This is a genomic window from Virgibacillus sp. 6R, from assembly GCF_001895305.1.
In the GTDB taxonomy this organism is placed as follows: Bacteria; Bacillota; Bacilli; order Bacillales; family Amphibacillaceae; genus Virgibacillus; species Virgibacillus pantothenticus.
In genome coordinates, this window is record NZ_CP017762.1 from 3,343,111 (window position 1) to 3,357,859 (window position 14,749).

At 34.9% G+C, this 14,749-nt stretch carries 12 protein-coding genes and 1 CRISPR repeat array; of the genes, 8 read left to right on the forward strand and 4 right to left on the reverse strand.

Translation table 11 applies throughout. The features are described from left to right. Nucleotides 1-292: 292 nt before the first annotated feature. Nucleotides 293-1,078 (forward strand): SDR family NAD(P)-dependent oxidoreductase, encoded by a 786-nt coding sequence (locus BKP57_RS15245; protein ID WP_072741888.1) that lies wholly within the window; start codon nucleotides 293-295, stop codon nucleotides 1,076-1,078. A gap of 69 nt (nucleotides 1,079-1,147) precedes the next feature. Next, entirely contained in the window at nucleotides 1,148-2,026 is an 879-nt protein-coding gene (locus BKP57_RS15250; protein ID WP_050351259.1) for an SMP-30/gluconolactonase/LRE family protein, read from the forward strand. Nucleotides 2,027-2,820: 794 nt separating this feature from the next. Here the strand turns inward: BKP57_RS15250 and BKP57_RS15255 are convergent. Then, nucleotides 2,821-3,264 (reverse strand): hypothetical protein, encoded by a 444-nt coding sequence (locus tag BKP57_RS15255; protein WP_198034999.1) that lies wholly within the window; start codon nucleotides 3,262-3,264, stop codon nucleotides 2,821-2,823. A 333-nt stretch (nucleotides 3,265-3,597) separates the two neighbouring features. Between BKP57_RS15255 and BKP57_RS15260 the strand changes: the two genes are divergently transcribed. From BKP57_RS15260 to BKP57_RS15270, 3 genes are all read left to right on the forward strand, one after another. After that, nucleotides 3,598-5,226 (forward strand): ATP-binding protein, encoded by a 1,629-nt coding sequence (locus tag BKP57_RS15260; protein WP_072741889.1) that lies wholly within the window; start codon nucleotides 3,598-3,600, stop codon nucleotides 5,224-5,226. Between the two features lie 13 nt (nucleotides 5,227-5,239). Beyond that, entirely contained in the window at nucleotides 5,240-5,971 is a 732-nt protein-coding gene (locus BKP57_RS15265) for a response regulator (protein ID WP_050351256.1), read from the forward strand. A gap of 182 nt (nucleotides 5,972-6,153) precedes the next feature. After that, complete coding sequence (locus BKP57_RS15270) at nucleotides 6,154-7,488, forward strand: CitMHS family transporter (RefSeq protein ID WP_072741890.1); 1,335 nt, start codon at nucleotides 6,154-6,156, stop codon at nucleotides 7,486-7,488. Nucleotides 7,489-7,763: 275 nt separating this feature from the next. On the opposite strand, the gene BKP57_RS15275 is transcribed toward BKP57_RS15270, so the two are convergent. The 3 genes from BKP57_RS15275 to BKP57_RS15285 form a co-directional block, all read right to left on the reverse strand. Then, nucleotides 7,764-7,961 carry a hypothetical protein gene (locus BKP57_RS15275; protein WP_050351254.1) on the reverse strand — a complete coding sequence of 66 codons (198 nt, stop codon included), beginning with the start codon at nucleotides 7,959-7,961 and terminating at the stop codon, nucleotides 7,764-7,766. Nucleotides 7,962-8,101: 140 nt separating this feature from the next. Next, on the reverse strand, nucleotides 8,102-8,383 hold the full coding sequence (locus BKP57_RS22530) for a hypothetical protein (protein WP_139325383.1): 282 nt from the start codon (nucleotides 8,381-8,383) through the stop codon (nucleotides 8,102-8,104). A 773-nt stretch (nucleotides 8,384-9,156) separates the two neighbouring features. Continuing rightward, a complete protein-coding gene (locus BKP57_RS15285) occupies nucleotides 9,157-10,287 on the reverse strand; it encodes a serine hydrolase (protein ID WP_072741891.1) in 1,131 nt (376 codons plus the stop codon). 147 nt (nucleotides 10,288-10,434) lie between these two features. Then, nucleotides 10,435-10,931: direct repeats of the CRISPR family, unit length 32 nt; unit sequence ATTTCAATCCACGCACCTATATAAGGTGCGAC. 491 nt (nucleotides 10,932-11,422) lie between these two features. Between BKP57_RS15285 and BKP57_RS15290 the strand changes: the two genes are divergently transcribed. The 3 genes from BKP57_RS15290 to BKP57_RS15300 all read left to right on the forward strand — a co-directional run bounded on the left by BKP57_RS15290 (nucleotide 11,423) and on the right by BKP57_RS15300 (nucleotide 14,748). Further along, a complete protein-coding gene (locus BKP57_RS15290) occupies nucleotides 11,423-12,223 on the forward strand; it encodes an SDR family oxidoreductase (protein WP_072741892.1) in 801 nt (266 codons plus the stop codon). An 81-nt stretch (nucleotides 12,224-12,304) separates the two neighbouring features. After that, nucleotides 12,305-14,242, forward strand: a complete 1,938-nt coding sequence (locus BKP57_RS15295) for a BglG family transcription antiterminator (RefSeq protein ID WP_072741893.1) — start codon at nucleotides 12,305-12,307, stop codon at nucleotides 14,240-14,242. A gap of 80 nt (nucleotides 14,243-14,322) precedes the next feature. Next, nucleotides 14,323-14,748 carry a transcriptional regulator GutM gene (locus BKP57_RS15300; protein WP_072741894.1) on the forward strand — a complete coding sequence of 142 codons (426 nt, stop codon included), beginning with the start codon at nucleotides 14,323-14,325 and terminating at the stop codon, nucleotides 14,746-14,748. The last annotated feature ends 1 nt before the right edge of the window (nucleotide 14,749 follow it).

Genomic DNA, 14,749 nt, shown 5'->3' on the forward strand with positions numbered 1-14,749 from the left:
AAAACCCCGCTAATTGAAGATTCACTTTATTAACCTATTTGTATGATTTGGCAACACAACAGTGCAAACGGTTTGGTTTCCCTTACGTGGAAGCCAACGAAAAGGATGCCGGTGCAAAGAGAATTAAGTAACTTCTGGTGGCTAGGGTTTGGAGCTAAATGAGGGGAAATATCCTGCAAAATGAACCATGATCAAAATGATTAGTTTTCTAGGCAAGCTCAAACACATTACATTGGATCCATATTAAAGAACATATATTTCTTTTAAAATCATATAAAGGAGCAGATTTTTTATGAGTACTATGGATGGACAAGTTGTCATTGTAACAGGTGCTGGAAAAGGAATTGGGAAAGGGATTGCAAAACTCTTTTCTCAAAAAGGAGCTTCAGTTGTTATTGCTACAAGAGGGGAGGAAGAAGGCTTACAGACAGAACAGGAAATAATAGATAGTGGTGGAGAAGCATGTTTTATTCAAACAGATGTATCTATTGAAGCTGATATTATAGAAATGGTTGATAAAACGCTTGATCGTTATGGGAAAATTAACACATTAATTAATAATGCGGGTATTACTGTTTTTAAAACGATTGAAGAAATGACAGTAGACGATTGGGAGGAGATTATTAATATTGATTTACGTGGCACATTCTTATGTTCAAAATATGTAATACCTGCAATGAAGGACGAAGGTAAGGGGTCTATTATTAATATTTCTTCAAATCATGCTTTATCAACGTTACCTAATACAGAGGTCTATGCTGCGGCAAAGGGTGGTGTTAATGCTATGACAAGAAGTATGGCATTAAGTTTAGGAAGCTACAATATTCGTGTAAACGCCATCTGTCCTGGTTTTACTGATACACCACACTACCGTAATTGGCTGCAGGCTAGTAATCAACCCGAACAAACGGAAAATGAGGTTTTAGCTTTACATGCTACAAATAGAATTAGTTCGCCAGAGGATATAGCTAAATTATCGTTATACTTAGCTTCAGATGATTCAACAATGATGACAGGAGAATGCTTAGTAATAGATGGTGGGCTCTCGGTTCGACTTTATCATGCAGCTACATTTTAAAAGTTAAAATGGCATGCTTAAATCGCTTCCATTTTATAGGAAGAAAAATTTATTATAAAGGAGAAAATAATGAAAGCCAAACTGGAAAAGTTATATAAAGGTCAATTATCTGAAGGACCAATTTGGGATAATGAGAAAAACAGACTTTTATTTGTGGATATACTAAACAATCGACTAAATATTTATAGTCCAGACTCTCAGACTTTACACCATATCGAATTTCCAACCAATGTTACTAGTGTAGCAAAAATAAATAATTCAGAACTCCTTTTAACAACTAGAAATAAAGTAATATTATATGATGAGAACCAAAAAGAAATAAGAGACTTTCTTACTTTACCTATTCCTACCGATACCATTCGTTTTAATGATGGTAAATGCGATCCATATAATCGGTTCTGGGTAGGTACTATGAGTGAGACAGGAGAAACTGGTAAAGCGAACCTATACGTTATAGATGCACATGGAAATATAACGAAAGCAAAAGAGGGGGTAACGATCTCTAACGGAATGGCTTGGAATCAATCGGCTGACACGATGTACTTTATTGACACGCCAACTAAAAAAGTAATGGCTTACCCATTCTCGATGGAAACATCTAAATTGGTTAACGGGCGAGTCATAATTGATTTGAATACGATTGATGGGGCACCTGATGGTATGACTATTGATAAAAATGATCGGTTATGGATTGCACTTTGGGGTGGTTCACAAGTAATATGCGTCGATCCAAAACTGGGAGAAATAGTGGAGTCGATTTCTTTGCCAGTTTCAAATGTTACAAGTTGTGCTTTTGGTGGCAAAGATTTGCAAACGCTCTATATTACGACGGCACGTGAAGGCGTACCACATGACAGGATAGATGTAGAGAAGCAAGCAGGGTCTCTGTTTGCTTATAAGTTGCCAATTGCAGGAACAAAATCCAATCTATATAAATACGAAATTTAGGGATAAGCATAAAAACACGCTTTCTAGGAATTTTCATTAGAAATAGCGTTTTTTATGCTTTCTTAAACATTTTATTTAGCTTTAGCGCTAAATAATAAGATATATTATTCAAAAACATCTTTTTTGAACAGTTCAATTTCAATCGTATATACTAATGTTCGATGGCTTAATTAAAATAGGTTATTAAACTTTCTTTTATCACATCACTATAGTCAGGTTTCTACCCATACTGTTATCCTTCCAAATTTGTTCCAACTAATCTATAAAAACGTTACCCAATGTATTTATACCGCATTGTTTGTATAATAGCGTATGTATTAAAGAACTTGCTAACTATCAGGCTAATTACATTTGCTCAGGTACTTGAATTCATAGGATTGGAATCATTTTCGTATATACGCTGTAAGACTCCCACTTTAGGAGTTGGATCATCTGTACTGCAACAAGTCTAGGAGATAACAGCACCTAAATACCTGTTTCGTAAGAGGTCTTTAGGTCATACTATTACGGTATTAACAATCAATGGAGGGATGAATGAAAACCCTCATTAATGTAACATTCACTTATAGTTAATATTACATTAATAGAAGTATCTCATAGTAGTTAGATTTTGGCGGCGGTTATAATTCTTGCAGGCTACTATCGCCTTTGAAATGGATCAAATAATTTTAATTAAAGAGATTCTCTATCGTTTTACATTTGAATTTTGTGTTTCCAGGTACCATTTGCTATTTTTTTAATGGTAATTTCTGAATTCCTAGTATCTAGGAGATCGATCTTCCCTAGAGCTTAAATCATCTAAAATCAACTCCTATTTGATTCTCTACCTCGCGCTTTTGTTTTGTAACCATGGCATGCTCTCTTTTCCATGAAGTAATATTACTTTCTATAGCAGCTATTTCTTGTTCGATTTTCCTTATTTGATCCATGATGATGTTCTTCGCTTTCTTTAAATATTTTCTTGGAATAGCTAGAAAACTTATTTGCAGTTGATTTTCTCTAAAGCTTTGTACTTCATTGGCAAGCTTACCATGAAAGTTTTTTGTAGTGAATTCTGGCTGTATACAAGTATCTTTCTTCTTTAAAAAGTCATTTTTATTCTGCTGTAATTTGGTTAACGTTTCATTTAATCGTCTTAATTCTTCTCTTTTTTCCTGTAGTCTAATATTGGAGCTACTAATCAGCTGGTTTAAATGGATCAACTGTGAATTTAAATTACTTACTTCCAACCACATCAAAATCACCACACATAAAAATGTTATACTTCCGTTTTCCGTGCACAATAAAATTCCATATGTTATATGGTACTTAAAAATCAGTTATTAGAATAGAGTATTAAGTTCCATTTTATAGAAATACAAATAAAATTAGTAATTGATTTTAGGAAGATAGTCCCGTGCGTTGATTGAAATAGCACTTTCAAAGCTAGTTCCTCATAAGGCTACTAAATGAATTTGGGTATTAAGAGTGCGATGTAATATAATTTAAGTGTGAAGAGGCTAATACCATTTTCTAACGGAAAGGTGATTTCGTTATAATTTTTTATGAAGGTCTAAAAAGGGGTAATGGGAATGTTGGTAATACATAAATGGCAACAACGATGGAGAGTTAAACAGAATTTCAGCTTGAAAGTGAAAATGATATGTTTAATAAGTATTCTCATTATTGGGGTATTTATTATTTTCGGTTTGTTTCTTCGCTCATTTATTTCAACGATAATGGAAGATCAAATAGCCAAACGTGCATTAAGTGTAGCGCAAAGTGTTGCGAATATGCCAAGCGTGCAAGAGGCTTTTGAACGAAAGCACCCGGAGACTGTGATACAGGATATTGTAAAGCCCATTCAACGGAATATTGGTGCGGAATTTATTGTAGTTGGAAATAGAGAAGAAATTCGTTACTCACATCCAGAAGTAGATAAAATTGGGAAGAAAATGGTTGGGGGTGATAATAATCGCGCCTTAGAAAAAGGGGAAGCGTATATATCGAAACGGAAAGGTTCGCTAGGTTTATCCATTCGTGGTAAAGCGCCAATTAAAAATCAAGATGGAGCAATTATTGGTGTTGTATCAGTCGGGTTTTTAAATGAAGAAGTACAAAGTATTATTCAAAAGCAAAGCAGATCTTTATGGTTAACACTGCTTGGCATTATTTTACTAGGTGTTATCGGTGCAATAGTCATAGCTACCTATTTAAAGAAGCTTTTATCCGGGATGGAGCCAGAGGAAATTACACAATTATTATTGCAAAAGGAGGCAATTCTGCAGTCTACACACGAAGGAATTATTGCAGTAGATAATCAAGGAAGAATGATAATAATGAATACTGCAGCACAAAACATTCTATTAAAGCAAGAGGTGGAAAGTAGTCAATATATGGGAAGGTCTGTACGGGATTTTTTGCCACACACGGGTTTATTTCATGTTTTGGAGACCGGAGAGAAACATTATAATAAAGAGATGATACTTGGAGATACTGTTGTTCTGGCGAATCGAACGCCTATTTTTCATCAACAATCTATCATCGGAGCAGTTACTACCTTTCGTGAAAAAACAGAACTAGAGAGTATTACAAAAGAACTTTCCCAAATAAAACAATATGCTAATGCGCAGCGTGCGCAGACCCATGAATTTTCTAATAAACTTTATACGATTCTCGGATTGCTTCAGCTTGGAAAACAGGAAGAAGCGATTTCCTTTATTAAACAAGAAAACAAAATTCAAGGTACATTTTCTCAATTTTTATTAGAAAACATAACAGATCCAATGATTCAAGGTTTATTACAAGGGAAGCTTAACCAAGCTAATGAACTTGGGATTACGATGTCGATTCATCCTAACAGTCAACTCATTGCTTGCTTTAGCGGAGAGAAGCAAAGGGCATTTTTGACGGCTGTTGGCAATTTGCTTGAAAATGCTATAGAGTCAGTTAAACATGAAGTAAAGCCCAAGCGGGAAATTGCTATTCTGTTAACTGATATTGGCAATGATGTCATTGTGGAGGTAGATGATTCGGGAGAGGGTCTTTCCTCGCAAGATTTGGATCATATCTTTGAACAAGGATATACGAAAAAAGAAGGAGAGCATCGCGGGGTTGGTTTAGCGTTAAGTAAGCATCTTTTAAACCGTGTAGGAGGAGATATTCTAGTAGAAGGAGGAGAATTAGGTGGGGCACGCTTTATAATAATCATTCCAAAATGAGGAGGGGAAAGCTATGAGAAAGCAGATACATGTTCTAATCATTGAAGATGATTTTCGTGTAGCAGCTATCAATAAACAGTTTGTAGAACAGATAGACGGATACCGCGTAGTAAAAAGCGTTAAAACAGGTAAAGAAGCCTATCAGTATCTGCAAATGACAGAAGTAGACTTAATATTGTTAGATATCTATATTCCTGATGTAGAAGGGCTGGACTTATTCTGGAATTTGCGTTCAAAATATAAAGCAGTAGATATTGTGATTGTTTCCGCTGCTGCAGAAGCAAACATTGTGGAGGATGTACTTCGTGGGGGGATTTTTGATTATATTATAAAACCAGTAGATGCTAACCGTTTTGCCGAGATGCTTAGACGTTATCAAGAAAGGCGTCGTTTTCTGGCAACTAAGGAGATTTTAAACCAGCAGGAAATTGATGATGTAATCCAAAAAAATACTAGCAACTTTCCTAATGCAAAAAAAAGAAATAGTGAATTGCCAAAAGGGATTGATCCAATCACCTTACAAGAAGTGACAAATCTATTAGAAGACAAGCAGGTAAAAGGGATTACTGCTGTGGATTTAAGTGAACAAATCGGCACAAGTCGGTCGACCGCTAGAAGGTATTTGGAATATCTTGTTTCTTTAAAAAAGATTAAGACAACCCTTTTGTATGGAAATGTTGGCAGACCAGAGAGGCTTTACGTGCTCCGTGAAACTTATGAACAAAATGTAACAAATAAGAATTAATTCATTTATTATCACAACATTTAAACCGTTTACACTCCGTGATATCTTATTATTAATCTTATGCTTATCACTAATTTTTCATAGAGATAAGCGTTTGTTTTTTCTTAAATTCAAAATATATTGTTAGCGTTTGCATAAGCGGATTTTATAAAGCTGATCTGCTTATAAAGAAGGGGGATATCATGGGGTTTTTAAGTATCATTGGATTTTTGACGATTATTATCATTGTACTTCTATTACTAAGTGGACGTGTAGCACCGATTATAGCATTAGTGCTGACGCCAATTATTGGGGCATTAATAGCTGGATTTGAGCTTAAGGAAATCGGAACATTTTTTGATGATGGAATTACTGATGTAGTACATGTTGCGATCATGTTTATTTTTGCTATTCTCTTTTTCGGAATTATGCAGGATGTAGGATTGTTTGATCCACTAATCCGCGGCATGATTAATATATCCCAAGGCAACATTATTGCCATTAGTGTTGGTAGCGTACTGATTGCTGCCATTGCGCAATTAGACGGGTCCGGAGCTTCGACATTTCTCATTACGATACCGGCTTTATTACCACTTTATAAGAAGCTTAAGATGAATCCGTATTTACTCCTGCTACTTATCGCTGGAAGTGCCAGTATTATGAATATGCTACCATGGGCAGGGCCGTTGGGCAGATCGGTTTCTGTGTTAAATATGGATGTAACGGAATTATGGAGACCATTAATACCTATCCAAGTAATTGGGCTTATGCTCATGGTCGTTTTAGCTATTGTTCTTGGTTATCGAGAAAAAAAGCGGATTATGAAAGTATATGGCTCTATTGAAGCAGCTTCAGCTATGGAGCCTGATGTACCAAGTGTAGGTGGTTCGTCAGAAAGTATAAACCAAGCGTCAGAATCTGCTGCTTGGAAATTTTGGCTTAATGTTTTATTAACCATCGCTGTTGTAGGCACATTAGTATGGGGTATCATCCCAGCAGGACTTGTATTTATGATTGGGGTAAGCTTAGCGCTGCCGCTAAATTATCCAAACATGGAAGATCAAATGGATCGCATTTTCGCCCATGCTCCAAATGCTTTAATGATGGCGACAATTATACTCGCTGCAGGAACCTTCTTAGGGATTCTCACTGGTACTGGAATGCTGGATGCTATTGCAAAAGATGTGGTCAAAGTGATCCCTGCATTCATTGCGCCGTATATTCATTTAATTATCGGATTCTTTGGTGTTCCATTTGATTTGTTATTAAGCACCGATGCGTATTATTTTGCATTAATGCCAGTAGTTGAACAAATTGCAACTGGATTTGGAATTGACTCTCTATCTACTGGTTACGCGATGATCGTTGGAAATATTGTTGGAACGTTCATTAGTCCATTTTCGCCAGCAGTTTGGTTGGCTCTAGGATTAGCAGGTTTGGAAATGGGGCGTCACATACGCTATTCCTTGTTTTGGCTATGGGGACTTAGTATTGTATTATTAGCTAGTACCGTAGCTATCGGGTTAATTACTGTTTAAAGCTTGCCGCACATCTCGTGCGGTTTTTTGTTGAAGATTCAAAGCGTTTAAACTGCTCTTCAGTATTTATTGAGTCCATCATCTTGAATGGTTTGATTAACTATATACTCAAAACCACTAAGTGATAAAGTAGCAACTATTCTTTAACTGTCAATTTTAATACAGGCGTTTTTAACATAAAAAGCTCCTTTTTTTATTTATTGAAGTAAGATATGATTCCTACTGTATCGTAACGAATATCAATACCATTAGGAAAAGGATCGCAAATGGCTTATTTACCAAAGCGGCATGCGCCCAAGTGTCATTCGGGCGTGATAATTAAGCCCAGAAGAGAAAATGGCAACATATTTAAAAATATAACCCGTTATACTATCAGACGTAGGATACACATTTGCATTATATAAACCTACAGCAATAGGGTGAAAAATTAGTGAATAAAAGACAACCATTCCATTCGTTACGCCCATTAACATAATTAGTGTGGTCGGATAAGGTAGTCCCCCAATAAAAATGAACGAAAAAAGAGATAAAAAGATTAAGGTAATTAGTAAGCACAATGTAGTTACCTTTGCATCTATATATTGCAAAAATATTACAAATTTTACCTTTTTCTTTAACCAATTTTTAAATAGGCGCAAATGAAAGAGGGGATCGAAAAGATTAATACTGTAATAGAAATAATAGTATTTACCATTGCGGTATAACAATTAGGAGCAGCACACGAAGAAGTATATGCTTCCGCCAGTATGACAAGAAAAATAATAGTTGCTAGAGAGCTAGGTGCATAAATAACAATTTTAGATTTAACGGTCTTGACAAATAAGATGGTTAAGGCTGCAACAATGCATCCTATAAAAACTCCCTGTCCTAAAGGATATAAAACAAGCATATACATGTTCCTTTCTTTATGCGTATTGAACTACTATCCACTCTACATTATGGTATCATTTACAGCATTAAAGTGTTTTCTGTATAAATCCTATAATATACTTGTGTCCGTTTCCTCAATTGGTGAGTTTTTTTTACTATTTCATGCAATCATATTTTCGCACGTTCATATTTGGCTTTTCAACTCGCACTCATGTTTTGTAACAAAAGCAGGTTATCTTCTCCATGAAGTAATATTGCTTTCTGTAGCAGCTAAATCGCTTTTTATTTGCCTTATTTGATCTTCCGCTTCGATTATATATTCTTTGGATACCTAAAAAGCTCATTTTCAGTTAATTTTTTTCTGAAGTTTTGCACTTCTTTGGCAGATTACCATGGAAGCTTTTTGTAGTGAATTCAGGCTGTATACAAGCATTTTTAATGTTCATAAAATCATTTGTATTTTGTTGTAACTTAAAAGCTCATTCAAATGTCTTATTTTTTCTCTTTTTTCCGAATTCTCATGTTGGAGGCACTAATTAGGCGGTTTAAACAGAGTAACTGTGAGTTAAACTTAAAATTAAATTTTTACAATAGAGTAATTAGTTCCATTTTAAGGAATACAAGTTAATTAAATGAAAAATTTTCAGTACAAAAGCTCTGTGTAAAATTTACTAATGAATTGACGGGGTGAAACTAGGAACATATTCCTTAAAGGATGGTGCATATTTTTGGATGTACTATTTTAAACGAAAATGGATATTCTACAAGCTGTAGAATATCCGTGGGGTGGAAAGTTCTTCAGTGAAGTTGTTGCAATTTCTTTTTCCACTTTGCTCCTTCAGTGAACATGGCTAATTGAAAGGCGGAAGAACTATTTGAAAGTTTCATTGTTTCATAGCCCTCAATATCATTGAAAAAAGCAGCTAACTCCATTTTATTACCTTCTTTATCTTCAGCGTAAAAAGCATATGTAAGTATAGAAGCAGTGGATCCACCTTTACCTCCAACGTGTTTAAACCTGGCTTGATTATTTTCGAATTTCATTGGCCATTCTATAATCGGTTGTAAATAAGCCCAAACATGAGATGGGAAATAAGAGCCTCTGTTCATTTGTTCTAGGATAGAAATATATTCTGATGTGGTAGAATGAGTGAATCGTTTAGAATTAATTTTGTCAAACTCCGAATTATACCATTCTCTGATATTAACGCATTCCTTATATTCACCATTTACATCTTGGGATAGTTTCTGATGGATTTTAATCGCTTCATTTATATAAGCTTCTTGTGACATTTCCTGTATATGTGCAAGTATTTTTTTAGTATCTTGTTTATTAGTAATGTCTAGACCTTTATTGAGCGCAACCTCATAGGGGATAAATAGGGCTGAAACAAAAGGAAACAGTTTTTCATGTTGAGGAAGCTCAAGTTTGTTTACATTTTTATTAATGTTTTCCAAACCAAGGCGCATCATGAGGTATTCTGTATTAGCATTGGAGCTGTGTGACATCATTCCTTTTGCAATATTCATTAACGATACGGATCTATCTTGCAAAAATCCGTGTTTTTCCATTTCTATTAACCATTTTTCATGCGCGCCTCCATCAGTGTGAGATACGTAAAAACGAGCGAGATCATCAAGATGAACTTTTTCGTCTGGGTTTATGCTACCATTAGCCGCTTGTTGGGAAAATTCAATGGCAATCATGATTTTTACCGTGCTAGCTAATGGTTTTCGTTCATTCGCGTTAACGTTTGCGAGCGATTTTCCGTTCTTTATAATTATTAAGGAAGATCTTTGCGGATTTTTAGCTATAAATTTTAAAACGTAATCTGCATCAGGCTTTTTTGACCATGAAATTAGCCAAAGAACGCTAATTATGACGGTTAGGATAATGATACTTAAAGATATAAGGATATAAATAAACATACGCGCCTCCGTTAGGTTATTTGGTTCATGTCTTTTAGAGATTTGGTAGCAATAGGGTGTGTGCGAGCGATTTCATTTTTTCTGAGCTTGTTGTATCTATATAAGGTGCGACGTTTAAACGAGTTAGGTTATTCCGGTCGCCGTTATATTTCAATCCACGCACCTATATAAGGTGCGACGGCTTATTAGGGTGTAGGTTTTGCTTCAGGATGTGATTTCAATCCACGCACCTATATAAGGTGCGACGCTTAGTAAAGGCGTGATAACCAACGAAAAGTGGATTTCAATCCACGCACCTATATAAGGTGCGACCAAGGAAAATTATAAATTGTATCGAGAAGAAATAATTTCAATCCACGCACCTATATAAGGTGCGACTTGTATATATTTAATATCAGTCATCATTTCAGCCCAATTTCAATCCACGCACCTATATAAGGTGCGACCGAGTACACAGAGCAGGAAGTACAAGCGGTATGATTTCAATCCACGCACCTATATAAGGTGCGACTTGAAATAGCTACATCACAAGAAGGGTTTGGGACAATTTCAATCCACGCACCTATATAAGGTGCGACAAAAGGGGAAAGTCAATTGGAAAGAATTAACTATATTTCAATCCACGCACCTATATAAGGTGCGACTGCGATTTCTTCCTAAAAATAACAAAAACAATCAAAAAACAGCATATTTTTAGCTTGGAAATCGTAAATAATGCTAATTGTGTTGAATTATATTACATATATTACCACAAAAACAAGTGAATTTTGGTGCGAATCCCCCGGGGTTTTTATGTGCGCTTGGGGTTCGCACCAAAAAAATCAACTGAAATGGCATTAATAATTCTGTATTCATTATAAGGCATAATTCATAATTAGTCATTTAAGGTGTAATAGAATTTTATTAAGACCTCGGTGATATATTTGAAAACGATTTAATTTTCATTCAATGGTAAAACATTTAGCTTTTACAGCAAATGATTTCTTCCAAGCAACATTATATAACCTAAAATAAAACAGTGAATTAATACGGTTATTTTCATCATGGAATGAAAAAAGCGGTATTAATTTGTCGATTAATACCGTGTAAACTGAAGTTGTTAGAAAAAGAAGATATTTATAGGAGGATACTAGCAATGAACCAGAATTGGCTTGATTTAGACGGAAAAGTAGCGATTGTTACAGGAGGGGCTTCAGGGATTGGCTTTCAAATTGTTAACGAGTTATTGAATAATGGAGCAAAGGTAGTAGTGGCTGATTTGCATGGAGAGGAAGGAGAGCAGGAAAACCAATCCTATTTTATTCCTTGTGATGTTTCTAACAAAAAAATGGTCATTGATACAGTGGGTAAAACGGTAGAGTTATTTGGAAAGGTTGATATTTTAATCAATAATGCTGGAGTCAATTTACCTAGATTGCTTGTAGATGATAGAAAAGAAAAGCCAGAATATGAACTAACTGAAGACGAATTTGATTTAATGGTGGGGGTAAATCAAAAAGGGACCTACTTATTTTCTCAGGCAGCAGCAAAACAGATGTTAAAGCAAAAGAAAGGTGTTATTATAAATGTTGCTTCTGAAGCCGGGCAAGAGGGATCTGCTGGTCAAAGTTGTTATTCTGCCACAAAAGGAGCAGTAATTTCATTTACCCGGGCTTGGGCAAAGGAATTAGGGAAATTCAATATTCGTGTCGTTGGATTGGCGCCTGGGGTGATAGAAGCAACCGGATTAAGAACGGATGCATATAACGAAGCTCTTGCATATACGCGAAATGTTAAAGTTAATGAATTATCTACTGACTATAGTAAATCTATACCGTTAGGGAGAGAAGGCAAACTTACGGAAATCGCTCATTTAGCAGCATTTTTAGCTTCAGATAAGTCAAGTTACATTACTGGCACTACCGTAAATATTTCAGGAGGAAAATCAAGAGGTTAAAAGTCAGAATGCCTATTATGAATATCATTTCATTTATTGTAAGTAAGGTTTGGTATTCATGATAATTGAGGGGTGATCACTGTGTCTGACTTCATATTAGCTGAAAATAGTGCCCGTTTATTAAGTATTATTAGAAAACGAGACTATACTTCATTATTATTCTTAGCTGAATCAATGGAAGTAAGTACGAGAACGATTCAAAATTACATTAGACAGATAAATCAAGAACTAAAAGGTATGGCAAAGGTTGAGAACGTAAGAGGGAAAGGATATCGTCTATCCATTATAGATAAGTATAAATTCGAGCATTTATTAGAGAAAATAGAACAAAATCACACTCTTATAGATTCCTCCAAGCGACGCATTGGTTTGATTATTGATTTGCTTATAAATGGAGAGAAGAGTTACACATTAGACGAAATGGCATTTGAATTAAATCTTGGTAGAACTACACTAGTAACCGAATTAAGGAAAGCCTCGATGTCCTTGGCAACATATAACTTGAAAATATTTGGCAAGCCTAACACGGGGATGCAATTAAGTTATGAAGAAATGGATTTGCGATTTTTTATTATCGAAAATATTTTTGACATATTATATGGGGCTTATCCTTTAGATTGTGACGTTGTTGAAAATATTGCAAATGTAGCCAATCGCTATGATTTAGAATCCAATACGAAGAAAAAGCTACTTGAGTTTATCGTCGTTATGCTTGACCGCTTATCAAAAAATCATGCATTAAAATACGTGAAGAAAGACCATTATAGTTTAATACATCAACATGATTTAAACATTGCCAAAGATATCAGTTCCATTATCGAACGCAGTTTGCCTATAAAAATTCCTGAGGAGGAAGTATTATTTATTAGTATTCCAATTGCAGGAAGAAGAACACCGACAAATAATAGAACAATGACAGCTATTCAAGTTACGGATGAAGTAAAAAACCTACTAAATAAAATTGTCGAAGAAATCGGGTTTAAGCAGGAAGCAATAGAACAAAATGAAGCCTTTTTTGTAGATTTGCAATATCATCTCACCTTTATGTTAAATCGTTTAATGTTTGGTTTACGGATTAACAACCCGATGTTAAAAGATATAAGAGATAGATTTCCAGTAGCATTTAAAATGGCAAAAGTTGCTGGACAGGTTATTTCTCGAGAATATTCTATTGCTGTGTCTGATGAAGAACTAGCTTATTTAGCATTTTATTTTGAAGTTTTTATATCTCAAAGTGATTCTAAGGTGAATCGTTTTAAAAGGGCAGCAGTGATTTGTGGAACAGGCAGGGGAACAGCTAGAATCATTAAAATTCAATTAGAAGAAGTTCTCCATCCAGCTACACAATTAGATATCTTCTCAGAGATAGATGTAAGACGAGAAGGATTAAATAGTTATGATATTATTTTTACTACAGTTCATCTATCTATTAAAGTAGACAAACCAGTCGTTCAAATCAATGAAATATTTGACGCACATCATTTGAAGAAGAAGGTAGAAGAAATAGCATATATGCAAAGCTTTAACTTAGAAGCAGCAGATGGGGGAAATTCTTTATTGTATCACCTTATAACGGAAGATAGATTTTTTGTACTTGACAGTTCCATTTCATATGAAGCCAATTTGAATTATATGGTGGAGGATCTTATTCAAAAAGGTTATTTGGATAATGGGTTTAAAAACCGTTTGCAAGCTAGAGCTGAGAAGGGGTCCATGGTATTTGATCAGTTTATTGCTTTACCACACACATTAAATAATAATTCGGATCAATTGGAAGTTGCCTTAGGGGTGTTACCAAATAAAATTAAAGCCGATAATAAAGAAGTAAAATTGATATTTTTATTGGGCTTACCAAATTTAAAAGCTCAGTTAGAGGATTATGAACAACAATTAGTGAATGTCTATGATGAAATTGTTCGTATATCCAATGATAGGCAATTAGTAGATAAGATATCCCAATCTACCAATTATGAAAAAGCGATTCAATTTCTGAAGCATGTGAGTAGATTTAATGTATAAATAATAATTTTAAGTGTAATTGAAAGCGTATCCCAGGTGAATGATTAATAGCAAATATAGCGTTTAAGGGAGGGGGAAAAGTGTTTTGGTATCTAATCATTTTAATTGGTGTAGCTTGGTTAGCACAAAGTATATTTGGGTTTTTACAAATTAGGCATTTCAATAGGAACTATGCCGAATTAAGGGCGTTAGGTAGAGTAGCTATAGGCAAGCGAACAGGATTATTTCGTGCTGGTACAGTTGTCATGTTTTGTATTGATAAACAAGATAGAATTTTAATGGCTAAAAGAATGCAAGGGGTTACGGTGATGTCACGAGTGAAAGACTTGACTGGTTTTACAGGAAAGAAATTACTGCAAATGAAAGAAAGTGATTACAAACACGTGAATAAATTAACAAAAATAGCTATTCAAGATGCTATAAATAGTTATGACATTCTATCAAAAGGAGGCGAATTACAAGTCAAAAAAGGGTGGCTTGAACGTTTGTTTTCTAAAAAGAAATAAT